Below are 22,576 nucleotides of genomic sequence, written 5' to 3' on the forward strand. Positions count from 1 at the left end.
GAAGACGGGTTATCGCGGGAGTGGGCTTAAGGTGCTGGCGGTCGAAGAGCGGACCCCGCGGGTGAGCCGGCACCAGGCGCGGGTGCCGTGGGCGCCGGTCGTCAGCGACCAGGCGTCCGCCACGGCGCCGACGATGACCAGCCCCCGTCCCGATTCGGCCTCCTCCTCAGAAGCCGGGAGAGAGGCGGGTAGGGAGTGAGAGCAGCCGCCGTCGGTGACAGTGATCTCGACCTCCAGGCCGCCGGCGGTCGGACACCTGCGGTCGACGCACAGGACCAGGGGCGGGCTGCCCGAAGCGAACGCGTTAGTCGCGAGTTCCGACCCGATGAGGCGGGCGTCGTCGAGGAGGTCCTCCTCGCTGCCGTGCAGTGCGACCGACACGGCTTCCCGGGCCACCTCGGCCGCCTTCGGCCCGTACGGCAGATCCGTGATCAGCGTGGTCGTGCCGTCGCGGTCGGTGTGCCCGTGTCCGGGGACGCAGGCCGGACGCCCGGTGCCGTGGTCAAGTGCACTGCCCAGGCGGCCTCGGGAGGTGCTCGTGTGGTGTCTCAAGGCCCACCTCTTTCTCCGTCGGCATCCAAGGCGGCGCCTGCCGCCCGGATCCAAGAACACCGGAGGAGGCTGGTCGCGCAGGACCCGATCAACGGGTCAACTCGGTCAACTTCCTTGAGGAGGAGGTGAATCAGCCGCCCGAGGGCGTCACCATGAGGAAGCGCGAGAAGTGATGGACGATCCACTGGGGCAGGGGTGGTCGCACGTGGCACCGCAGGCAGGGGAACCCAACGCCGTCCTGGCGGGGTGCCTCGACGAGCTCGGGTGGAGCCCGAAGGCGCTCGCTCGCAAACTCAACAGGGTGTTCGGAGCGGGGACGGTGGCCGAGTCGGCGCCGTACCACTGGAGGGACGCCGGATCCTTGCCGCGCTCCCCGTTACCGATGATGGCCGCCTACGTGCTCTCCCAGGAACTGGGTAGATCTGTCTCGGTGGCCGAACTCTGGCAGGGCCGCGTGGGCGACTCCTCGGCGCTCGTGCCGGCCGATACGGATCTCGCACGGCCTTGGACCGTGCAGGGCATGGAGGCGATCGTGGAGAACTGGGTGATGGGAGGGCTCGTCGACCGCCGTCGATTCCTCGCGATCTCGGGCGCGGGGCTCCTCGCGGTCGTCGCCCAGTACCTGGACGGCACGGCAGGGCGCGGCCAGTACGCGCCCCGGATTGCGTCGCCGCCGGGTACCGATCCGCTCGTGGACCAGGTGGAACAGCACCTACCCATGCTTTCCGCGCTCGACGATGAGCACGGAGGGGCGCGTCATCTCCCCTACGTGGGTGCCCAGTTCCGTGCCGTCGGGCTGTTGATTCGCGAAGGCGGTCACTCTCCCGCCGCCGTGAGCCGCCTGATCCGCGCGCTCGCGGAGATCGGCCAGCTGGCTGGCTGGATGGCATTCGACGCCGCCGATCACGGTCTGGCGCAGCGCTACTTCGCCACGGCACTGCGGGCAGCGCACCAGGTCAACGATCTGCCCCTGTGCGCCCACATCCTCGGCGACCTCTCCTTCCAGGCGGCGAGCCGGGGCCACCCTGCGGACGCCATCGCCCTGGGCGAGGCCGCCCGCCGCGCCAGCGACGCCGCCCCGCCAGCCGTACGGGCATCCGTCCTGTCCCGGCTCGCGTACGCGTACGCCGCCGCCGGCCGCGACAACGACTTCACCCACACCCGCGGGGCTGCCCGCGAGCTGATCGCCAGCCGGGACGGCAGCCAAGAAGAGCCCCGCTGGATGTATTTCCTCACCGACAACCACCTGGACTGCCAGGCTGGTTACGGTCTTATCCAGATGGGCTGTGCCCAGCAGAAAGCGGACGGCGGCACGAAGGGACGGCGCTTCCTCGCCCAGGGTGCGGAGATGCTCCGCTCAGGGGCGTACGACGTCCCGCGAGGCGACCCCAGTCAACGCAGGGCCATGTTCGAAGGCGCCTGGCTGGCCCTAGGCCACAGCGCCCACGGAGACCTGGAGGCCGCCTGCGAGGTCGGCCAGATCGTCGCTGACCGCCTCGACGTCGTGCGCTCGCCTCGCAGCGCGGCCCTGCTCCACCAGCTCGCCGCAGACCTGCGCCGCCGACAGCGCAACGCCCACGTGCGCAGCTTCCTGCCATCCCTGGAGCATGCCCTCGCCGAACACGCCCCGTCGAAGCCACCTGGCCGTTAGGGTCGGGTCATGACCGCAGGGGAGCGCGTTGTCGTTGTCGGGGCTGGAGTGGCAGGGCTCACCACCGCCGTCGTTCTCGCCGAGGCCGGAGCTTCGGTGCACGTGATCGCCGAGCAGGTGCCGGGCGTCACGTCGCTGGCGGCCGGGGCGATGTGGGGGCCATACCTGGTCGAGCCGAAGGACAAGGTCGACCAGTGGGGGCAGCGGTCTCTGGAGGTCTTCCGCGAGCTGGCGGAGGATCCGTCGACGGGCGTCCGGCTCACCAGCGGCATCGAGGCATCCCGTACGGCCGAGGCCCCACCGGACTGGGCCACCGCTCTGCCCGGCTTCCGGCCGTGCGACCTGACCGAACTGCCGGCCGGGTTTTCGGCTGGCTACCAGTTCACGGTTCCGCTGATCGACATGCCCACCTACCTCGACTACCTCCTGCGTCGCCTCGATGCCGCTGGGGGAACGGTCGGGCGGCGACGCCTGGCTTCCCTCGCGGACGCCGGCCCTGCTCCGGTGATCGTCAACTGCACGGGCCTGGGCGCCCAGGAACTGATCTCGGATCCTGACCTTCGGCCCATCCGCGGACAGCACGTCATCGTCACCAACCCGGGGTTGACCGAGTTCTTCTCCGAGGACACCGGCCTCTCCCCGGACCTGCTGTGCCTCTACCCCCACGGCGACACCGTTGTCCTGGGCGGTACAGCCATCGACAGCGAAGGAGACCTCGCCCCTGACGACAAGGCGGCGGCGGGCATCCTGGCCCGCTGCATCCAGGTCGAACCCCGCCTCGCTCAGGCCCGCGTCCTGGAGCATCGGATCGGTGCCCGACCGACCCGTGCCACGGTTCGTGTGGAGGCGGAGCGAGATGAGGAGGGCGGCACCGTAGTCGTCCACAACTACGGGCACGGGGGTGCTGGCGTCACGCTGTCGTGGGGGTGTGCCGAAGAAGCTCGGGAGCTGCTCTCCGCCAAGTGACGGCCTTGCAGGACACCCATCACGCACATCCCCGTGCTGCCCGTGGAGGAACAGGAAGATGCAGCAGAACGCGGAGAAAGAGCCGGGCGTTGCCGCAGCCTCATCGTTCACGAGGGCCGTGTTCTGATGGTGCGTCGCCGTGTCAGCGAAGGTCCCCTCTCCTGGCAGTTTCCGGCTGGCAAGGTCGAACCTGGTGAGACTCGTGAAGAGGCTGCCGTGCGCGAGACGGAGGAAGAAACCGGCCTGACAGTGTCGGCAATGAAGCTGCTCGGCGAGCAGGTCCACCCGAAGACGGGTCGGCTGTTGTCGTACACCGTGTGCCAGGCGGTAGGTGGCACGGCCCACGTAGCGGCCCCCGAGGAATTGGCTGAGCTTGCCTGGGTGCCCCATGGCGAGATCCCTCAGTACGTGCCGTACGGCCTGTTCGAGCCCGTGCAGGAGTACCTCGACACGTCCCTGCCATCCTGAGGGCACTGGTGGGAGCGAGGCCGGTGACGGGTGTGTGCGCCGATGAAGGAATGGATGCGGTTGCCGCGTGCACGGGCCCCTCGGGACGACGAGGGGCGAGTTGTAGGATCTTGCGGCTCGTGGTACGGGCCATCCTTGCTGACCAGCAGCTCTTACGCTGGCTCAAGTTGATGGCACAGCCGGTCCGTCTCACGGCCATGGCATTTCCTCAGGGTGTAGTCGGCCCGCCGGGACCGGTGGGCGGGAGGTCCAAGTTGGCGAGCTGAAGTCACGCCTGCGGGGTGGCGTGATCTGCTCCACCCCGAAATCTGGCCCTCTTCGCGAAGTGATCAGACCTTAGCCTTGCGCCACGGTGCGGCGGGGTCCGAGAGCGTGTCGAGGATCAGCTCGCACCAGGTCACGGCAGCATTGACCGTCAGGCGAGCATGACGCACTCCAAGCCCAGAAGGTGCGCTCGCCTGACCGTGACCGCTGCCGAAGCCCTGGTTGCGCAGTTCGGCGACGCCGACTGCGATGTTCACCGAGCCCGAAAGGATTTTCTTCACGGCCTTGCTGCCGTCCGGCCCATCAGGAGCCGAGCCAGCGTCGAGCTTCAGCGCCTTCTGGACCGTGCTGATCAGGGCTGGGAGCGCGGCGTTCCGGTCGACCTTGATGTTCAGCTCCCCAAGAGCGGTCTTCGCCGTTGCCTCGATGAGCTGCTTGGCCGCGCCGATGGCCCCATGGGGATCGGTGGTCAGGTCCCTCCGAATGCGCTCCAACTCGATCGTGATGCCGGAGGCGTCGGTCAGGGTGCTGAGGTCGCGGACCAGCACTGGCGGGTTGGACCAGGAGATCCTCCCCTCCTTATCGAGAGTGAAGCCGTCCCGCTCCAAGCGGACCCTGATGTCGTCAAGCCACTTAGGAGTTCCCTGATCGTCCGGGTTCCGGTACGCGCGGATGAAGTCCTCGAAGACCAGGAGTACACGTCGAACCTGGTTCGGATCCGACCAGTCCACGCCCTCCGCGTAGAGCATGAATTCAGTCCGCCGCTGGCCTGAGTCCTGGTACTTCAGCTCATCTGGCGGGATGGGCGCGAACCCGTGGTCCTCCCACAGTTCGGCGACAATCCGGACGGTCAGGTCCGTGGCCAGAGAGCGGAAGGCGTTGCGGGTCGCCGGGCTCACCAGCTCCCGCCGTGCGGTGACGGTCATGGTCTGAAGATAGGAGCAGACCCTGACACCGTCACTGTCTTTTCCCAAGGTGACGTCTGATCCATGCCGCGCCTGTCCGACCAACCAGTCTCGGGTTGCGGCTGATCGGCCACTGGGTGGCCGTTGGTCGTGAGATTCGGCCACGGAACCTGAGATCCCACACGAGTGGGCCACACTGGAGTTCGCCGGGGGCAGACAGCGAAGATCCACGAATGACTGGCCAACACAGGCAAGGCATGTCAACGTAGACGACTTCCGTAAACCCCCAGGTCATGGAGGTGATTGCCCGTGACTGCGATGTCCCCGAGTCCCGGATTCTCGACCACCGTCGAAGCCCTGCGCTTGCGCGAGTGGCAGCTCGGCCCGGGCCAGCCCACCCTTGTGATGGATCAGTTCTCCGCTCAGGACTTCAACCTGGTCGTAGACGACCGCGCGGACGTGCACGTCAACTCGAAGGACGGCCGCTTCTACCTCGGATGGTTTCCGCTCGGGCGCCCCTGGCGCCGACGGGGAGGGATGGAAGATCGCCGTTACTGGCAAGGCGAAGGTGCGGGGCTACCAGATCTCCTTCGACACCGAGACGCCAGCCGATGTCGTTGCCGCCACTGTCGCTCGTGTGCTGGAGACCTCCTGGCTGGTGTGACGCCGGAGGCTCGAGTTGGCTTCCTCCGGCGGCCTTACCCGTCTCGCTGAAGGCCGCGATGCGGACACGCCGCTCGACCATCTGCCACGAGCGCCCGCCGTCGAGGCCGACCCGCTGGCGCAAGTGGAACCCCACAAGCCCTTGGAGGCGCCCCTGCACCCCGACTTCCCGTTCCGTTCGACCACCCCGACCCCGGTCCCGCCCGCTTACTGGGTCGGTCCCCGGCACCTGGCCGGTGACGACGGACGTCTGTACGACGTCGTCGCCGACACACTCGCCGGCCTGGGTTGGACGAGCCTGGCGATCGTCCGCGGCCGACGGGAGCTGAGCGAGGCGCTGGAGGACCGCGAGGTCTTGCGCAGCACCGTCCTGCACATCAGTCCCGACTCCCTGCGGTGGGCGCAGTGGGTCCTGCCAGATGAGCCGTTCCACCTGGGGAATTCGCCGATCGCCTGGCAGGTATCCGCTCGCGCCGACATGAGTAGCCCACTCGCCCAGTGGTCGGCCTACTTCACCCCCGATGTCCCCGGGGAGGCCCTTGCCGACTTCCTCGTCGCGCTCGACACTCGCGAGCAGCCCGGTGTGCCACTCGGCGGCCCGGGGCTCGTCCTCGACGCTGTTGCGGCGCACGGTTGGCTGCGCGACATCGACGAGCCCGGCGCGGGGGCGATGGACCCGACCTTCGCCTCCCACGTCCGCCTCGGAGAGGTGCCGCCCCTCATTCAGGACGCCGACCCGATCGCCCTGGTGGCCGAGGCTGACGAGGCGGCCCTGGCCGGATGGCAGGCATGGGCCGAGCCGGTGCTTGGCACAGGGTATCTGTGGGCCGCGTCGTTCAGCACCAGCGTGCCGCACGACCTGGTCGCCGCGTTCGTCGGCTCGCTCAGTTCCAGCGCGCCGGTGCTGCGTCGGGTGTTGCCGGAGAGCACACGCGACCGGCTCCTGCGCGCTCCAGCCAGCTGAGTGCTTCCCACGCATCGAAGCCGGGCCTCCCTCGTTGAGGAGGCCCGGCTTCGTGCTGTGGTGCTTCGTACCGGCGTCTTCCCGCGCGTCACGGCCCGCGATTGCTGGGGCGGTCCTCCCCCTGGCCGGCGCCTTGTTCGACGTAGCGAGTTAGCGTGGCCACGGACGCCGTAAGCCTCAGTGTCAGATGCCGGCATCCATCCCAGGAGCCGGTCGAATCCTCACGCTGGCCCCTGGCGACGGGCTCTCGTCAGAAGGCGTACGGGGCGAAGGGACGAACTGGGTCTATTACGCGACCGAGCAGTCGATCGAACTCGGTCCGGTCGTCTTCGTTCATGAGCTGGACGGCGTTGCCGAGGTTCTTCTCGGTGAGCTGCTCCATGAACGGGGCGAGGAAGCGCTGCAGTGCCTCCGGCGCTTCGTCCACCGTGCGCAGGTACTCCTGGTACCGGGCGAGCTGTTCGCTCACCTCTTCGAGTTCGACTCGGGTGGCGGTGAAGGCGAGGGCCTGTTCCTCCTTGCTGAAAGGGCGTCCGTCGCGGTGGGTCCATGTGTTGGTGTCACGTCGGCGCTTGAAATCGGCGTCGCAGAGGAGGGCGACGATATCGGGGCGGGGTCGGGTCTCGGTCTTGGGCATACGGGTGTTCCTCACAGGAGTTTGGGTGGGTGCAGGCATCAATGGTCTGGAGGATCGCCGGTTTGCCCAACCGGCGATCGTCGGCTATGTTCCGCCCGCTTTGCCGGTTAGCGCCGACGGCTGGAGTCGTTCGCTGCGTTGGGCGCCGGCTGTGTGGAGGGCGCCGGGGACACGGTGCGCCGACTGCCTCGCGCGGGTGTGTCCTGGGGGCTTTCGGGTCCGGCGGGCAAGTGGGCGCTGTGGCGCAGGCGCCAGACGAGGACGTCGCTGACGGACGTGGCGGTGTCGAGCTCGCGCCGTCGGGTGGCTTCGGCAAGCAGGGCGGCCGGGTCATGGCCGGCTCTCTGGACGTCGTCGAGAGTGGCGGCCAGGGCGGGCCAGCCGGGCTCGGACCGGATCCGTTCGGCCAGCTCAGGCAGCACCTGGTGAAGAAGATCGGCTTGCCGCTGGCGAACACGCGGGGTCAGACGGTGGCCTCGCTGACGGAGGATGGCCATGGGGTGGGCTGCGGCGGCCTGGTAGGCGGCGCTGAGGTGTTCGGCGGCTTGCCAGGCTGCTGCGGCCTGCTGGCTGTGGTGCCTCTTGGCGTGCCAGTTCGCCGCGGCGATGGCGAGGAAGAACGCCATGTCGATGAGCATGGCGGTGGTGGCGCCATCTTCGCCGCGGCCCAGGGCGGGCCCGCTGTGGACGAGATCGCGGGCGGCCTGGCGCAGGGCGCGGTCGTGCCCGCGTACGGCCTTCACGTGGGAGCGGCTGGCCCGCTCGAACACGAAGGCCGCCTCGCGGAGTTCAGCGCGGGTGTGGGCGGCGGAGGTCTTGGCGAGCGCGTCCAGGACCTCCCCTGCGGCAGCGATGTGGGCTGCTGCTGTGCCGTCGTCGCCGTGGTCGATGATCAGCAGGGCCTGCCATGTGGCGGCGGTGGCGCGGCGCCGCGCGAACGCGGGACCTGTCACGCGCGGCAGGGCGGGCTCCTCCGGACGGGCGCCATCCACCGAGGCGGCAGCCTCTGCGGGAAGGGTCCAGCGTTCGCGGATGCGGGGCAGCGACAGGTCGGGTGCGAGTCTGGAGCCGGGGTAGAAGACCGGCTCATCGTCCTTGTTGCGGTCGTCGGGCAGCGCGACCTTGTAGCCGAGCAGGTCGCCAGATGGGGCGACCCGCTTACGGATCAGCAGGCCGGCGGCGGCCAGCCCGTCGAAGAACTCCTCCTCGCTGGTCGCGCCGGCCACTGCGCGACGTACGGTCTCCCGCAGTTCCTCGCGCGCCGGTCGCTCTCTGCCTTGGCGTTCGGCTTTGTGGCGTTCGGCGCTGGTGGGGCGCTTGGCGGCGGTGCCATCCCCGGACGCGACACGACGCAGGCCGTAGTCGGCCTCGATGGCGCGGGCCTCGGCTTGGGCGCGGCGGGCCTCGTTGTGCAGGCGGGGCCGTCGGCCGTCGTCGCGGACCAGGGTGGCGATGATGTGGATGTGGTCGTCGGCGTGCCGGACGGCGGCCCACCGGCATGCGGCATCGTCGCCGTCGGGAGCGATGCCGGTGGCGGCGACCATGCGCCGGGCGATGGCCGCCCAGTCCTCGTCGGGCAGGACCGGATCCTCCGGGCTGGCCCGCACGGACAGGTGCCACACGTGCTTCTTGGGACGTCGGCCGGCGGGCAGGGCGTTGACGGGCTGGTCGAGCAGCCGCTGCAGCTGCCCGTAGGTGGTCTGCGGGTCGCGGCCGGGGTCGGGGGTGAGCGGGTCGAAGGCGGCCACCAGATGCGGGTCGGTGTGCTCCTCATGGGTGCCGGGACCGTACAGGTAGCGGATCAGCCCGATCGTCTCGCTGCCGCGCTTGTGGATGCTGGGGATCACTCGGCGGCGCCGCCGTCACGATGGGCGAGCAGAGCGTCGGCGGCGTCCTCCATCCGGCGGGCTGCGTTCCGGACGGCCTTGGTCGCGGCGTCCAGGTGGGGTGCGTCGGCACCGGAGTTGAGGGCCTTGGCGACCTGGTTGAACAGGCCGTGGATTCGGCCCAGGTGCCGACGGGCAGCGAACAGCTCGTCGATGACCTCGCGTTCGGTGGCGATTTCGGTGGCGGTGTGGGTCAGGTCGCGGGCGGCCTTGTCGACGGCGTAGGCGAGGAAGGCGGCGTTGGTCATCTGGCACTGGGCGGCTGCGTCGGTGAAGCGCTTGTACTCGGCGTCGTTCATGCGGCAGCTGGGCTGCTTCAGGCGCTTGCGCTTCTTCGGCTGACGGGCGCGCTGACGCCGCCGCGAAAGGGACTCGGACGGCCGTCCCCCTCCAGGCTGCGGTCCGCCCTCGGTCGCTGCCTGACGGTCCGGCGCCCCGTGGCGCTGGACCGTCCCTGCCGCCCCTGGGGCAGGGACCCCGGGAGCATTGCTCCCGGGACAACTTGCTGGGCTTGTAGCTGGGGTGTTGGGCGGCTGCTGCTGGGGTGTGGTGGGTTCGTAGCGCGGGTCGTGCATGGCTCTCCGTGTCGAGGTTGTTGGAGGGACGAGTGGTTGAGCGAGGTGGTCGTCAGCCGTTGCGGGAGGCGTTCAGTTCGGTCTTGACCACGCGGACGATGTCGCCAGCGTCGTCGCTGGCGACGGTGTATCCGTCGCCGCGTACGGCCTGTTCCAGGAGGTCGCGGGATAGGCGGCCGTGCTCGTCAAGGAGCCGGTGGGCGTATTCGCGAAGGATGTCGTCGGTGGCGCGCGGTTTGCCGCCGGCCCGCTTTGGCTTCGGCGTAGGGCGCTTGACCGGTGGGGTATGCGAGCCGCTGCCCGTGGGCGGCGGATCCGCTTCTTGTAGGCGGGCCGCCCGATCCCGGCGGGCGGATTGCGGGCGGGCGCCCGGGTGGGGTTCCTCGTCACCCGGATCTGATGGGTGCGGGCGGGCGCGGTCTTCTGCCCGCCCGTCTCCGTCCGCCCGCTCGTCGGCGTCTGCCCGGGAGCGGTCGGGCTGTGCTGCAGGCGGGCTGACGGGCTGCCCGGCGGGCGGGGTCCAGCGCTCGGGCAGGTCGATGGTGGCCAGGGCGGCAGCTTGGCGGCGGGTGGCGAGCTGGCGCAGCAGCTGATCGTTGCGGCGCGCGTCGGCGTCGATGCCAGAGCGGGCGAGGGCCTTGGACAGGCGGCGTACGGTGCGCCGGCCCGCCCGCCCGGTGCGCTGCTCGGGCGTCATCTCGCCGAGGCGGGCGGCCAGGGCGACCGCCCGCCGCGTAGCCCGGTCTCGGATGATCTCGGCGGCGCCCTGGTCCTGTTCGACGATCCCCAGGCGGGCGAGCATCCGTTCGCGGGCCTGTCGCGTGAGTACGGCGGCTAGCCCGCGGGAGGCGGCGTCGGGGGTGCGCTGGCGGAGTTCGATGCCCATGGCCAGGTGCCACAGCACGGCCGCCATGACCGGGCCGGTGAAGGCGCGCACGGTGCCGCCGACGGGCCCGGACTCGGCGTAGGCGGGGATGGTCTGCATGGCGGTGATCACCCAGACCAGGACTCCGGGCAGGCCCGCTGCCTGCTGCGGCCCGTGCAGGTTTTGGCGGGCCATCAGCGCCATCGAGAACAGGGCGAGTTCGGCGGCGGCGAACATCGCGGCGCGCTCGGCGGTGTTGCGCATGTCGAGGTAGTGGGCGGCGAACCGCCAGCTGGTGTCCGCGCTGTAGGCGGTACACACGAGCGCCGCCACGGTCGCTGTGACGACGGCGGCCGAGAGGCGCCGCTTGCGAACGCGGGTGCGGTGTTGGCTGCGTCGTGGCCTCAGGCCCGCAAGCAGTGCGCTGGCGGCGACGGCCAAGACGGCCACGGGCAGGAGCGGACCATCAGCGAACGGGAATGAAGCGGTGGCGAGCACGTCGGTCATCGCAGGGGGCATGTACGGGGCTACTCCGAGGGAAGCTGAGGAGGCGATCACTGCGTTCACGGAGGGGGCGTACACGCGGGCCCCCTTCTAAAGGGGGCCCCGCGCGTGATCGCTTGGGTGCGTGTACGGCGTGGACGCTCGTGTGATCGCTCTACCTGCGGTTTTGCGGTGAGCGTGTGCGCTGTGAGCGGTTCACGGCGGTGTGTGGGCGCGGGGGCTGCGTGTACGGTCGCGTGAACGCTCTGCGGGGGCTGGTGAAGGGTTCAGCCGACGGCGGTGAGGTGGCGGGCTGAGGCGTAGTAGCGGGCCTGCTGGCCGCCTCCGGCCCCTCCGGCGATGCCGTCGGCCTTGGTGGCCAGGCCGCTGTCGACGAGGCGGCTGAGGTGGCGTCGCGCCTTCTCGATGTCGGCACGTTCGGGGTCGCCGCCGCCGATGAGGACGGTCGCCAGGTCGCGTGCGGTCAGCCCGTTGGGGGCGTTGTGCAGCACGACGGCGGGGTCCTTGGTGGGGTCGACGGTGGTGGTGCCGCGCACGTGGTCGTGGGTGACGTCCAGGGGGCCGACTTCGCCGGTGGGCGTCTTGAGGTGGTGCAGGGTGACCGCGGGATCGCCTGCCCGGCCGGTGACGAACAGGACGCTGCCCGCACCGGCGGTGATCCAGGTGGAGCCGTAGACCTGGTCCAGGCTGGGGCGCTGGCCGCGCGGCGCGTCGGCGGTGGCCTTACGCTGGTGGTGCAGCTCCATGATCTCCACGCCGTTGCGCAGGGCGCGCATGCGGGCGTTGTGGAAGGCGACCGCGAGGCTGTCGTCGACCATCGTGCTGACCGCGTCCTTGAGGCTGTCGATCACTATGGTGTCGGCCTGGTGGGCGGCGGCGAGGTCGGTGAGGAGGTCGGGCTCCTTGTCGAGGGTGGCGGGCAGCGGGCCTTCCCAGACCACGAGTCGTTCGCGCAGGATCTTCTCGTCGGTGGGGAAGACGCGGCGGGCCATGGCCTTGGCGATCTGCTTGGGACGGTCCATGGCCAGGTAGAGCACGCGCCTGCTGGGGGCGACGGGCATCTCCAGGACGGTCTCCTGTAGCCCGAGGCGGGCGAAGATCACCTGGTGGGCCAGGGTGGTCTTGCCGACGCCCGGAGCGCCGACGATCATCAGGCTCTCGCCCGGGGCCCAGACGGTCTTCTCGCGGGTGCCCCACAGGGGCTCGGCGTCCGCCCCGCTCTCTTTGACGAACGACCATCCGTCGGTGGCGAAGCGGGACAGCCGCCCCTGCCCGGAGGCGAGTGCGCGTTCGCGTTCGGCGCGTACTTCGGCTTCGACCTCGCTGCGGATCGCCTCGGGATCTGCGCCGGGTTTTTGGGCCTGCTGGAGGGTCCGTACGGCGGAGGTCATCAGGCGGCGCAGGTCGGCCTTCTCGCGGACGATCTCCGCGTGGTGAGCCGCGCTGCCTGTGCCGTAGGGCGCGTCGGCGAGTTGGAACACGTAGGCGGGACCGCCGACCCGTTGTAGTTCGGCCTGCTGTTGGAGCAGTTCGGTGAGGATGATCGGGTCGGTCGGCTTGTCCTCGCGGTGCTGGGTGAGGAGCGCGCGCCAGATGGTCTCGTGCGCGGGCCGGTAGAAGGCGTCGTCACCCAGGACCGGCCGGACCGCGTCGATGATGTCGGCTTTGTGCATGCAGGCGCCGAGGACCGCGCGTTCGGCGTCCAGGTTGAACGGAGGCTCCGTCTGGGTGGAGTCCTCGTCGAAGCGGGATGGCGTCTGGGATGGCAGGGTCGTACCCTGGGTCACGGAGCTCCTCACCCGGCAGGCCATTACGGGGCGGCAACCCCGGCCTCCGGTTTCGATCGTTCAGGGATGGATGGTTGTGCGGTGGAGCCTCTACTTCGGCCCCGGTGTTCGTAGCACCGGGGCCGCTTGCATGTGCGGATCCGTCCGCCGCTGTACGGCGGACTATGACCATAGCCGAGATTTTCGGAAGCGCAACGCCTTGCATTTCACTCCGCAATGATGTTTAGTTGTGGACGCTGGCCCCAGTGGATCTGGCTGTCGCGTGAAGGGAGGTGCGAATGAGCGGTGAGGAAGGCGCGGAGCGCGCCGGCCCCGGTCGTCCGGTGCCGGAGGATCACGTCGCCGCACGCATCAAGCTGGAGCGCGAAGTCCGCGGTTGGAGCACGGTGAAGCTCGCCGAGGAGATGGCCGCCGCCGGTCATCCGATCAACCAGTCGGCGATCTGGCGCATCGAGAGCGGCAAGCCCCGTCGCAGGGTCAACCTCGACGAGGCGCTCGGCTTCTGCAAGGTCTTCGACCTCACCATGCAGGATCTGACCGGCCCGCCAGGAGAGCTGGCCACGCCCCGCATCCGCCAGCTCGCCCGTGAGTACGTCCAGATGACGCTGGAGTACCGCCAACTGCGAGCGGCGATCGACCGGAACCAGATGCACCTGCACGAGATCGACATGGAACTCAATGCATACGGGGACAAGGGGCCCGAGCAGAGAGGACAGGTCGACGAACTCCTCCGGCTCGAAGAACGAGCCGCGATGAGAAGCCTGCACCCGTCCCGGGCCCACCTGCGAAACCAGGGGCAGCCACCCGCCGGCGAGTAGCCAGCCGTTGCCCCTCTCCCGGCGCTACGAACGCCGAGAAACCTCACGCGCGGCGACCTCCGTCGCCGACGATCATCCATCCATCCATCCCTGAACGACGCCACCGGCCAGGCCGACGGGAGTTGCCGCTCCCGCGACGCCGCGATGCCGGCGGGAGGAGTACCCCTTGCCGCAGCCCGCCCTGCCCATTTCCCAGATAGCCCAGCTCCTGGACGTCCCCGAAGACGCCCTGCGCACCCTCATGGCCGAGCGGCGATCCGTCGGCGACACGACCCTGGTCGCTCTCACCGTCGCCGAGGCCGCCCGCCGGATCGGCATCGGCCGCACCAAGCTGTACGAGTACGTCTCCTCCGGCGAGATCGCCTCCGTCAAGATCGGCAGCTTGCGCCGCATCCCAGCGGAGGCGGTGAACGACTTCCTCGCCCGGCGCCTGTCGACCACCGACTTCGGGGCCGCCGCATGACGCGAGCCTCTGTACCGAAGCCCCGCCAGCCCAACGGCGCCTCGTCGATCTTTCAAGGCAAGGACGGCCGCTGGCACGGCTACGTCACGGTCGGCACGAAGGACGACGGCAATCCCGATCGGCGCCATGTCAGCCGTAAGACCCGTCCCGAGGTCACCAAGCTCGTACGCGAGCTGGAACGGCAGCGCGACAAGGGAACGGTCCGCAAGGCTGGCCAGAGCTGGACGTTGGAGACATGGCTGACGCACTGGGTGGAGAACATCGCCGCCGCGCACGTCTCGGAGAACACCATCGACGGCTACCGCGTCGCGGTGAACCACCACCTCATCCCCGGCCTCGGCGCTCACCGTCTGGAGAAGCTTGAGCCCGAGCACCTGGAGCGCTTCTACAAGAAGATGCAGGACGCCGGCAGTGCCGCCGGCACTGCCCACCAGGTCCACCGCACGGTACGCACTGCCCTCAACGAAGCGGTCCGCCGTGCGCACCTCACAGTCAACCCCGCCACGGTCGCCAAGGCCCCCCGCCTGGAAGAGGAAGAGGTCGAGCCGTACACGGTCGAGGAGGTCCAGCGCCTTCTTGCCGAGGCGGGCAAGCACCGCAACACCGCCCGCTGGGTCATCGCGCTCGCCCTCGGCCTGCGCCAGGGCGAGGTCCTAGGTATGCAGTGGGACGACGTCGACTTCGAGCTCGGCGTCATCCGCGTACGGCGTGGCCGGCTACGGCCCCGCTACAAGCACGGCTGCGGCGACCGCTGTGGCCGGAAGCCCGGCTTCTGCCCTCAGAAGATCAACACTCGACGGGAGACGAAGAACGCCAAGTCCCGCGCTGGCCAGCGCCCCATCGGCGCTCCCGACGAGCTTGTTCAACTCCTTCGGCAGCACCGTGAGGAGCAAGCCCGCGAGCGAGCCCGAGCCCGCGACCTGTGGACGGAGAAGGGGTACGTGTTCACCTCGCCCACCGGCGAGCCCCTGAACCCGAACACGGACTACCACAAGTGGAAGGAGCTGCTGAAGGCCGCTGGCGTCCGCGATGCCCGCCTCCACGATGCCCGCCACACTGCGGCGACGGTCTTGCTCATCCTCGGCGTCTCCGACGCGGTCGTCGACTCCATCATGGGCTGGGAGCCCGGCAAGTCCGCCCGGATGCGCCGCCGCTATCAGCACCTGACCAGTCGCGTCCTCAAGGACACCGCCGCCAAGGTCGGCGGCCTCCTGTGGGGCGCGGATCAGATCGCGGGAAGTGCCACTCCGGAGGCCGGCCGGAGTCCGGTCCCCGCCGAGCTGGTGGTTCACGTCGCCCGCCTCGGCGATCGGCGCGTTCCCTTCCTCTACCGCGAGCACGCCGACGAGGTCGTCGCATGCTGGAGCGAGGACTGGCCCGACCACCCTGCCGAGGTCGAGGAATGGGACCGCTGGCGGTGGGAACACCAGGGCCCTGGCGGTGCGAGTGCCATCCGCGACCGTGTACCGGAGCGGGTCGTGGTCTTCCACGCCCGAGCTCTGTTCCTCCCCGGTGGGGAACGCGCGGCGACCGGGATCCCGGAGCAGTGGTCGGTACCGGCCTGGGACTTCGAGACCGACCGCTACACCGACCGCGCCTCGGCCTGGCGCACGGCCCGACGACCCGGCACGGGCCAGGAGGTCGAGGCTCAGGTACGGGGCATGGACAAGGCGGCCGTGGAGGCGGCCTTCGCTGAGGCGTGTGCACAGGCTGTGGACCGCGCTCAGAACCCAGGAAGGTACGGCGACACCGACGAGTGGTAGACGCCCCTGTGACGCGTTCCTCGGGTTGAAGGTCGGCACAAGCGTGGGGGAGCGGGCGACACCGGTCGGCTGCTCCCCCACCTCACTTGAGCATCAGGAAGAGACCGACCAAGGATGCTCCGAGGGCCATGGTCCCGGCGAAGGCGATGCCCCCTCGACTGATAGCGGCGGGCACCGTGAGCCCCTCCCAGCGCGCGAGCGCCACTGCTGCGCCACCTACTCCCATCGCCAAAAGGGTGATCATCAGCAAGGCGACGAGGAGCAGTCCAGTCTGCGTGAGGTGCACGGGAAGTCTCCGAGTTCGGTTCGTGTAGGGGCGTTGGGGGTCGATGTGCCTACACGATCCAGCTGCGCGGTGGTTGACGGTACCGTTTGGATGTTGTTCCGGCGACAACGGTGGGTTGTCGCGGAACAACACGGGGAGCAGCGATGGGGGAGCGGAAGAAGCGCCCGGGGCGTCCCTGGGCGCCGCCCAAAGGAGCCAGCGCCGAAGCCAATGCGCTGGTGCAGATGGTCCGTTCATGGATCGATGAGGCTGGTCTGAGCGTTCGGGACATCCACAGCCGGCTGACCCCGGAGCACTTCGCGAACGGGCGCGAACGGGAGAGTCGCAGACCTCCGCCGCCTGCGTATTCATCTGTCAGGAGAAGACCTGACCTGGGATGTCGTGGAGGCCGTCGCGGATGTGTGCTTCCCCGACGAGCCGGGCCACCAGGCGCTGGGCCGCGTACGCGAGGCGCGCGCCCTCTGGGACAAGGCGCAGAGCGCTCCGACCCTGGTCGGCGTCGACGGTCAGGTGGTCGTGTCGCCGCGCGAGCTCATCGAGGAGAAGGAACGCACGATTCATGTCTACCGGGACCTCGTGCGGGCACGTCAGGCATACGAGACGAGCGAGCAGGGGCGTCAACAGGCGCTCCGGATCGCCTCGATGCTCGTCCTCGTCCTCGGCCAGGCACAGGCCAAGGTCGTCGAGCTGTCGCGACGTGTCGACGCACTCACCGGGGTCGGTGTGCACGCACCGGACCCGATGCGTGCGCTGCAGCCGCAGCTTGACCGCGCTCGAGACCAAGCGGCGCGCCTGAGCGCCCAGCTTGAGCGGGCAGTGAGGCAGCGTGACGAAGCCCAGCGCATCGCCGACCTTGCTGCCCGGCGCGTGCAGATGCTGGAGACGTATCTGCTGGACATCGGCCAACAGCCGCTGGTCAGCAATGCAGGAGACCTGCCCGCGATCCCCGCTGACGCCATCGCTCACGACGTACCAGGTGAGGACAGCGCTCTTGACCAGTTCGACGAGATCCTGGCGCGAACCGACGACGCCTTGGACCGTGAACGGGAGGCTGTGCGGGACGCCGCAGACGACCTGGGGGTCACCGCGGAGCGCCACGATTCCTCCGAACCACGCGTCATTGCGGGAAGCGTGCTTCCACATCCCAGATCGCCCGCAGGAGACCCTAACCCCGAGTTGTTCCGAACAACCCTGAACAACTCTTACGGGTTGGACGACGACGTCGCCGTGTTGCGCGAGCGGCTCGCCCTCGCTGAGAAGGATCGGCACAAGACGGCGGTCAGTCTTCAGCAGTCCCTTCTCCCGCAGGAGCTGGAGCAGCCCGACGACCTGCGCATCGCCGCCACCTACCAGCCTGGAGACTCCGACGCCGGTGGCGACTGGTACGACGTCGTCTCCCTGGGAGCCGGCCGTACGGCCTTTGTCATCGGAGACGTTATGGGCCGCGGGGTGCGCGCGGCTGCGGCCATGGGCCAGCTGCGTGCCGCTGTGCGGGCCTATGCCCGACTGGACCTGCCACCGCACGAGGTCCTTCAGCTCCTCGACGGCCTCGCCGCGGAGATCGCCGCCAGCCAGATCGCCACCTGCGTCTACGCCGTCCACGACCCGAGCGAAGAACGGCTCGTCTACGCGTCCGCCGGTCACTTGCCGATTCTCGTACGGCACGGGGACGGCACTGTCCGCCGTGCCGAGAACCCCACCGGGCCCCCTCTCGGCACCGGCGGCTGGCTGCACGCCTCCGGCTCCATCGGCCTGCCACCCGGCGCCACCGCCGTCCTCTACACCGACGGCTTGGTCGAACGCCGAGGCATGGACATCGACGAAAGCGTAGCCGTGCTGGAGCGCACACTCGCTAGTGTCCAGGGCACCCCTGCCGACATCTGCGCCACGCTGCTCCGCACCCTGGATGTCGACGCATATCTCGAAGACGACATCGCCGTGATGGCTCTCCAGCATCCCACCCGCACCGGCGCGGACGCCGAGCTCTTCGCCAATGCCGCACTGGATCTCGTCGGCGGCGGCATCGAGGCAGCTCCGCGCGCTAGGACATTTACGCGGGACACGCTCGCCTCCTGGCACCTGCCAGCCGAGACGTGCGACCTCGGCGTGCTGGCCGCAAGTGAGTTGGTGGCGAACGCTCTCCAACATGGAACCCCACCCGTGGGGCTGCGTCTGCGCCGCACTGACCGTCGGCTGATCATCGAGGTGACGGATGGGGACGATCATCTGCCGCGTCGACGGCAAGCCGGTCCCGCCGACGAGGACGGTCGCGGCATCTCGGTCATCGCCGCGATTGTTTCGTCTTGGGGGTCCCGTCGCGACCCAGCCGGGGGCAAGGCTGTGTGGTGCGAGCTGCCCTTGGGGGGATAGGACACGTCACCGTTGCGAGCACAGCTCTTTCGGATTTCGCCGAAAATGCCGTCTGCGTTGCACCGAGGGACAGGTGGGCTCGAACTGCCGTGCTGAATGGTGGCGTTGGAGTTCATATGCGCCCTGTTGAGTGTCAGTGGTCGTTCCTATGGTGGAGGAATGGCTAATGGGGTGTGGCACACCGGATATGGCATAGCGATCAATCTGTCCCTGCCCGACCTCGGTCACCCGGACCGTCCCGATCTGCTCCAGGAGATCACCGCCAGCGTCTCCGAGCGCGACCCGCAGATGCTCGAATGCCTCGCGCACCACGAAAAGCGCGAGTGCCTGTCGGAGTCGGGCGGCAAGTCGCCCTGGATGTTCATCCGCCGAGGGCGCGTGGGCGGCCGGCGACCGCTCGTCGCCTCACACCTACCGATCACGCACAAGGCGACGCCAGCGGAGAGCGCCCAGCACAAGGCCACCAAGGAACGGATCGTCGAGACCGCCGGGAGGCACGGACTGGACGCCGAAGCCGAGGTTCCCGTGGCCAACCGGCGGAGCGTCTCGGACGCCGTCGTCACCGGTCCCGGCGGTCTCAGGATCGGCTGGGAGATCCAGTACCACCACCTCAGCCCCAGCAGCGTGCACAGGCGCTCGGTCAACGCCGTGGAGCACGGCATCACCCCTCTCTGGGTGGCGAAGGACCGGACGGCCTCCTTGATCGACCGCGCTCCGTGGGCGCGGGTCGACGACATGCCGTGGAAGGACATCGCCGACGGCAAGGAGATGGTGATCCGCGGTGGGTACCGGCACCTCGAAGTCTGGAAGTGCGTACCGAGCAGCGAGCGCCACTGCCTCATCAGCGAGGGCGCCAGCCACTGTGGCGCGATTCACGCGGACTGGTTCGTGCCCGCGCTGTGCCTCCCGTGGCGGAAGCCCGTCCACATCGAGGACCTGGTCCTGCAGAGCGCCACGGGCGAGAGCGTCCCGGTCTACGTGCCCAACCGAGGAAGCGGCCGCGCCGGCCGGCACATGTGGGTCTCGGCCTACGACCGTGCGCTGTGGCAGGAGCTCATCGGCGAGAGGACGCCTCTCCCTACGGCCCCGGCCGAAGACGAGGACGACGTGATCACCTTCGCCGAGCAGGAGATCGACCGCACCTGCCGAGCTGGAGAGGAGGGCTGGTTCGTCAGCGACGGCCGGCCCGTCCGCGATCTCGACCAGCCGACCGGCGGCTTCACGCTTCCCCGCATGCCGATCCAGCGCTCCCGCGACCCGATGCGGATCACCACCGTGGAACGCGCCGCCGCCTCCGCCGCGCTGGGATGCCCGCCATGGGAGCTCGGGCTGTGCGCCGGCTGCGGCCAGCTGATGCGGCGCTACGGACGGAACGCCGCCATGTACTGCAATGTGTGCCGGGCCGTCCTCAACAAGCGGTAGCCGGGAACTGCAACCAAAACTGCAACCAGCGAACGACGAAGGCTCCGACTGCTGTGCGGTCGGAGCCTTCGTTTCGGCTGGTCAGCCGTGGCGGAGGATACGAGATTCGAACTCGTGAGGGGTTGCCCCCAACACGCTTTCCAAGCGTGCGCCCTAGGCCTCTAGGCGAATCCTCCGCCGAGAACATTACATGACGCTGAGGAGTGCTCGCGAACTCGTTCCGGGCCCCCGCCATCAGGTACTCTGTGCGGAGCCCCTCACGTGGCGCTATCTGACTGAACTCCCCCAGGGCCGGAAGGCAGCAAGGGTAGGTCGGCTCTGGCGGGTGCGTGGGGGGCGTTTGCGTATCCGGTGTGGAGCCGGATGGTTGTGCGGGTTCGATGCGCTGGGGCCGGATGTCGGTGGGCCCCGATAACCTCGTAGGCGTGTCGTCCCTTGCCTTGTACCGCCGCTACCGCCCCGAGTCCTTCGCCGAGGTCATCGGGCAGGAGCATGTCACCGACCCGTTGCAGCAGGCGCTGCGCAACAACCGGGTCAATCACGCGTACCTGTTCAGCGGGCCGCGCGGGTGCGGCAAGACGACGAGCGCCCGCATCCTCGCGCGTTGTCTGAACTGCGAGCAGGGGCCGACGCCGACGCCCTGCGGGGAGTGCCAGTCCTGCCGGGACCTCGCGCGGAACGGGCCAGGGTCGATCGATGTCATCGAGATCGACGCGGCTTCCCACGGTGGTGTGGACGACGCCCGTGAGCTGCGTGAAAAGGCTTTCTTCGGGCCTGCGTCCAGCCGGTACAAGATCTACATCATCGACGAGGCCCACATGGTCACGTCGGCCGGGTTCAACGCGCTGCTGAAGGTGGTCGAGGAGCCTCCGGAGCACCTCAAGTTCATCTTCGCGACCACCGAACCCGAGAAGGTCATCGGGACCATCCGGTCCAGGACGCACCACTATCCGTTCCGGCTCGTGCCGCCCGGGACGCTCAGGGAGTATCTGGACGAGGTGTGCGGCCGGGAGGGCATTCCCGTCGAGGACGGGGTGCTGCCGCTGGTCGTGCGTGCCGGAGCCGGGTCGGTGCGTGACTCGATGTCCGTGATGGACCAGCTGCTCGCCGGAGCCACGGGCGAGGGTGTGACGTATGCCATGGCCACCGCGCTCCTGGGCTACACCGACGGGGCGCTGCTGGACTCCGTCGTGGACGCGTTCGCGGCGGGTGACGGGGCCGCGGCGTTCGAGGTGGTGGACCGGGTCATCGAGGGCGGTAACGATCCACGCCGTTTCGTCGCCGATCTGCTGGAGCGGCTGCGTGATCTGGTGATCCTCGCCGCGGTGCCGGACGCGGCCGAGAAGGGCCTGATCGACGCGCCCGCGGATGTGATCGAACGAATGCAGGCCCAGGCGCAGGTATTCGGTGCCGCCGAGCTCAGCAGGGCGGCGGACCTTGTCAACGCCGGCCTCACCGAGATGCGTGGGGCGACCTCGCCCAGGCTTCAGCTCGAGCTGATCTGCGCCCGGGTCCTGCTGCCCGCCGCTTTTGACGACGAGCGTTCGTTCCAGGCTCGGCTCGACCGGCTGGAGCGCGGTGTCTCCTTTCCCGGGGCCGGTCAGCCCGCGATGGGATACGTACCGGCCACCGACGCGCATATGCCGCCAGGCCCACATGGTCCGGTCGGTGCCGGTCAGGCTCCAGGGGGTGGGGCCGCCGCCGCGCGTGCCGCGGTACGAGGGCCGGTGCCGGAGCCGCAGCATGGACTGGCCGCGCCGTCCGTGCCCTCCGCAGTCCCCGGCCGGAACGAAGCGGAGGCGGTCGAGCCCGCGCCGATGCCGCCCGCGCCTGAGCCCGCCGCTCAGGCCCAGCCCGCAGCCGAGCCCGCGGCGTCTGAGCTTGCCTCGCCCAGGCCAGGTGCCTGGCCGGGCAGTGCCGCCGGCTCGGCGTCCGCGCCTGCGTCCGGGGTCCGGCCCGGGGCCTGGCCGTCCGCCGCAGCGCCCGGCCAGGGGCGGCCCGCTCACGCCCAGACGCCTGCCGCCGCTCCGGCACCCGCGCCCGCCCCTGCCCAGGGCCCGCCGAGCGGCACGGTGTCACCGGGGGCGGCGCAAGGCGCCGCCCAGGTGCGGAACATGTGGCCCGCCATCCTGGAGGCCGTGAAGAACCGACGTCGTTTCACGTGGATCCTGCTCAGCCAGAATGCCCAGGTGGCGGGATTCGACGGCAGTACGCTCCAACTCGGCTTCATCAACGCGGGCGCCCGGGACAATTTCGCGAGCAGCGGTAGCGAAGAGGTGCTCCGCCAGGCGCTCGCCGAGCAGTTCAGCGTGCAGTGGAAGATCGAGGCGATCATCGATCCGTCCGGTGGGGCCGGCCCGTCCCAGGGCTCGGGCTCGGGCTCGGGCCCCGGCGGTGGCGGTGGCTACGGCGGTCGGCCCGGATCCGGTCAGCCGTCCGCGCCCCCCGCGTCGTACGGCGCGGCTCCGCACACCGCCACCGCATCGGCCGCCATGCCCGCTTCAGCACCGGCCCGGCCGGGCACTGAGCGCACGGCGCCGTCGGCCTCGCAGCCGTCCCCGTCCGCCACCGCCGTCGACGGCCCGGGTGGCCCGCACACCGCCGCGGTCCCGGGGTCCGGCTCCGTACAACGGGAGCCCGTGGCGCTGGAGGACGACATCCCCGAGGAGGACGACCCCGACCTCGTGGACTCCGCACTCTCCGGTCACGAGCTGATCGTCCGAGAGCTCGGCGCCACGGTCGTGGAGGAATACACAAACGAATAGCG

The 22,576-nt window shown here is 69.6% G+C and carries 17 protein-coding genes, 1 tRNA gene, 1 other RNA gene and 2 pseudogenes; 12 read left to right on the forward strand and 9 right to left on the reverse strand.

The window, feature by feature from the left end; translation table 11 throughout:
- Positions 1-9: 9 nt before the first annotated feature.
- The gene (locus tag V1460_RS01845; RefSeq protein WP_338671713.1) at positions 10-552 is read right to left on the reverse strand and encodes an ATP-binding protein; all 543 of its coding nucleotides are present in this window, start codon (positions 550-552) and stop codon (positions 10-12) included.
- A 205-nt stretch (positions 553-757) separates the two neighbouring features.
- Here V1460_RS01845 and V1460_RS01850 point away from each other — a divergent pair, with 205 nt between their 5' ends.
- The 3 genes and pseudogenes from V1460_RS01850 (at position 758) to V1460_RS01860 (ending at position 3,637) form a co-directional block, all read left to right on the forward strand.
- Positions 758-2,203: a carph-isopro domain-containing protein gene (locus V1460_RS01850; protein WP_338677859.1), complete on the forward strand. Its 1,446-nt coding sequence runs from the start codon at positions 758-760 to the stop codon at positions 2,201-2,203.
- A 9-nt stretch (positions 2,204-2,212) separates the two neighbouring features.
- Positions 2,213-3,169 (forward strand): FAD-dependent oxidoreductase, encoded by a 957-nt coding sequence (locus V1460_RS01855; protein WP_338671714.1) that lies wholly within the window; start codon positions 2,213-2,215, stop codon positions 3,167-3,169.
- A 58-nt stretch (positions 3,170-3,227) separates the two neighbouring features.
- A pseudogene (locus V1460_RS01860) lies at positions 3,228-3,637 on the forward strand (NUDIX hydrolase).
- Between the two features lie 329 nt (positions 3,638-3,966).
- Here V1460_RS01860 and V1460_RS01865 read toward each other — a convergent pair.
- Positions 3,967-4,827, reverse strand: coding sequence for an abortive infection family protein (locus V1460_RS01865; RefSeq protein WP_338671716.1), 861 nt, complete (start codon positions 4,825-4,827; stop codon positions 3,967-3,969).
- A gap of 297 nt (positions 4,828-5,124) precedes the next feature.
- On the opposite strand from V1460_RS01865, the pseudogene V1460_RS01870 reads away from it, so the two are divergent.
- Both V1460_RS01870 and V1460_RS01875 read left to right on the forward strand, forming a co-directional pair.
- A pseudogene (locus V1460_RS01870) lies at positions 5,125-5,470 on the forward strand (DUF317 domain-containing protein).
- Between the two features lie 141 nt (positions 5,471-5,611).
- Positions 5,612-6,433 carry a DUF317 domain-containing protein gene (locus V1460_RS01875; RefSeq protein WP_338677860.1) on the forward strand — a complete coding sequence of 274 codons (822 nt, stop codon included), beginning with the start codon at positions 5,612-5,614 and terminating at the stop codon, positions 6,431-6,433.
- 250 nt (positions 6,434-6,683) lie between these two features.
- Here V1460_RS01875 and V1460_RS01880 read toward each other — a convergent pair whose 3' ends face one another.
- The 5 genes from V1460_RS01880 to V1460_RS01900 all read right to left on the reverse strand — a co-directional run bounded on the left by V1460_RS01880 (position 6,684) and on the right by V1460_RS01900 (position 12,687).
- On the reverse strand, positions 6,684-7,070 hold the full coding sequence (locus V1460_RS01880) for a hypothetical protein (protein ID WP_338671717.1): 387 nt from the start codon (positions 7,068-7,070) through the stop codon (positions 6,684-6,686).
- Between the two features lie 107 nt (positions 7,071-7,177).
- Positions 7,178-8,917, reverse strand: coding sequence for a relaxase/mobilization nuclease domain-containing protein (locus V1460_RS01885; protein ID WP_338671718.1), 1,740 nt, complete (start codon positions 8,915-8,917; stop codon positions 7,178-7,180).
- Entirely contained in the window at positions 8,914-9,255 is a 342-nt protein-coding gene (locus tag V1460_RS01890) for a plasmid mobilization relaxosome protein MobC (protein WP_338671719.1), read from the reverse strand. Before V1460_RS01890 ends, V1460_RS01885 begins: the two co-directional genes overlap by 4 nt.
- 328 nt (positions 9,256-9,583) lie before the next feature.
- On the reverse strand, positions 9,584-10,915 hold the full coding sequence (locus V1460_RS01895; protein WP_338677861.1) for a hypothetical protein: 1,332 nt from the start codon (positions 10,913-10,915) through the stop codon (positions 9,584-9,586).
- Between the two features lie 251 nt (positions 10,916-11,166).
- Entirely contained in the window at positions 11,167-12,687 is a 1,521-nt protein-coding gene (locus V1460_RS01900; protein ID WP_338671720.1) for a DnaB-like helicase N-terminal domain-containing protein, read from the reverse strand.
- Positions 12,688-12,965: 278 nt separating this feature from the next.
- Here V1460_RS01900 and V1460_RS01905 point away from each other — a divergent pair, with 278 nt between their 5' ends.
- The 3 genes from V1460_RS01905 (at position 12,966) to V1460_RS01915 (ending at position 15,731) form a co-directional block, all read left to right on the forward strand.
- Positions 12,966-13,505 (forward strand): helix-turn-helix transcriptional regulator, encoded by a 540-nt coding sequence (locus V1460_RS01905; protein ID WP_338671722.1) that lies wholly within the window; start codon positions 12,966-12,968, stop codon positions 13,503-13,505.
- A gap of 166 nt (positions 13,506-13,671) precedes the next feature.
- Complete coding sequence (locus V1460_RS01910; protein WP_338671724.1) at positions 13,672-13,968, forward strand: helix-turn-helix domain-containing protein; 297 nt, start codon at positions 13,672-13,674, stop codon at positions 13,966-13,968.
- Positions 13,965-15,731: a site-specific integrase gene (locus tag V1460_RS01915; protein ID WP_338671725.1), complete on the forward strand. Its 1,767-nt coding sequence runs from the start codon at positions 13,965-13,967 to the stop codon at positions 15,729-15,731. Before V1460_RS01910 ends, V1460_RS01915 begins: the two co-directional genes overlap by 4 nt.
- 82 nt (positions 15,732-15,813) lie before the next feature.
- On the opposite strand, the gene V1460_RS01920 is transcribed toward V1460_RS01915, so the two are convergent.
- Positions 15,814-16,017 (reverse strand): hypothetical protein, encoded by a 204-nt coding sequence (locus V1460_RS01920; protein ID WP_338671726.1) that lies wholly within the window; start codon positions 16,015-16,017, stop codon positions 15,814-15,816.
- A 381-nt stretch (positions 16,018-16,398) separates the two neighbouring features.
- Between V1460_RS01920 and V1460_RS01925 the strand changes: the two genes are divergently transcribed.
- Together V1460_RS01925 and V1460_RS01930 are read left to right on the forward strand one after the other, a co-directional pair.
- Positions 16,399-18,387 (forward strand): SpoIIE family protein phosphatase, encoded by a 1,989-nt coding sequence (locus tag V1460_RS01925; RefSeq protein ID WP_338671728.1) that lies wholly within the window; start codon positions 16,399-16,401, stop codon positions 18,385-18,387.
- Positions 18,388-18,546: 159 nt separating this feature from the next.
- Positions 18,547-19,809, forward strand: coding sequence for a hypothetical protein (locus tag V1460_RS01930; protein WP_338671729.1), 1,263 nt, complete (start codon positions 18,547-18,549; stop codon positions 19,807-19,809).
- Positions 19,810-19,897: 88 nt separating this feature from the next.
- On the opposite strand, the gene V1460_RS01935 is transcribed toward V1460_RS01930, so the two are convergent.
- Positions 19,898-19,985: transfer RNA gene (locus V1460_RS01935), tRNA-Ser, on the reverse strand.
- Positions 19,986-20,058: 73 nt separating this feature from the next.
- On the opposite strand from V1460_RS01935, the gene ffs reads away from it, so the two are divergent.
- Positions 20,059-20,153: signal recognition particle sRNA small type (gene ffs, locus V1460_RS01940), an RNA gene on the forward strand.
- Positions 20,154-20,234: 81 nt separating this feature from the next.
- Positions 20,235-22,574, forward strand: coding sequence for a DNA polymerase III subunit gamma and tau (locus V1460_RS01945; RefSeq protein WP_338671730.1), 2,340 nt, complete (start codon positions 20,235-20,237; stop codon positions 22,572-22,574).
- Positions 22,575-22,576 lie beyond the last annotated feature (2 nt).

Origin of the sequence: Streptomyces sp. SCSIO 30461 (assembly GCF_037023745.1) — a bacterium.
Lineage (GTDB): Bacteria > Actinomycetota > Actinomycetes > Streptomycetales > Streptomycetaceae > Streptomyces.

Coding starts and splice junctions, on each gene's coding strand:
- V1460_RS01930 (WP_338671729.1), top strand. CDS start 18,547: ATGGCTAATGGGGTGTGGCACACCGGATATGGCATAGCGATCAATCTG.
- V1460_RS01865 (WP_338671716.1), bottom strand. CDS start 4,827: ATGACCGTCACCGCACGGCGGGAGCTGGTGAGCCCGGCGACCCGCAAC.
- V1460_RS01895 (WP_338677861.1), bottom strand. CDS start 10,915: ATGCCCCCTGCGATGACCGACGTGCTCGCCACCGCTTCATTCCCGTTC.
- V1460_RS01855 (WP_338671714.1), top strand. CDS start 2,213: ATGACCGCAGGGGAGCGCGTTGTCGTTGTCGGGGCTGGAGTGGCAGGG.
- V1460_RS01915 (WP_338671725.1), top strand. CDS start 13,965: ATGACGCGAGCCTCTGTACCGAAGCCCCGCCAGCCCAACGGCGCCTCG.
- V1460_RS01890 (WP_338671719.1), bottom strand. CDS start 9,255: ATGAACGACGCCGAGTACAAGCGCTTCACCGACGCAGCCGCCCAGTGC.
- V1460_RS01905 (WP_338671722.1), top strand. CDS start 12,966: ATGAGCGGTGAGGAAGGCGCGGAGCGCGCCGGCCCCGGTCGTCCGGTG.
- V1460_RS01880 (WP_338671717.1), bottom strand. CDS start 7,070: ATGCCCAAGACCGAGACCCGACCCCGCCCCGATATCGTCGCCCTCCTC.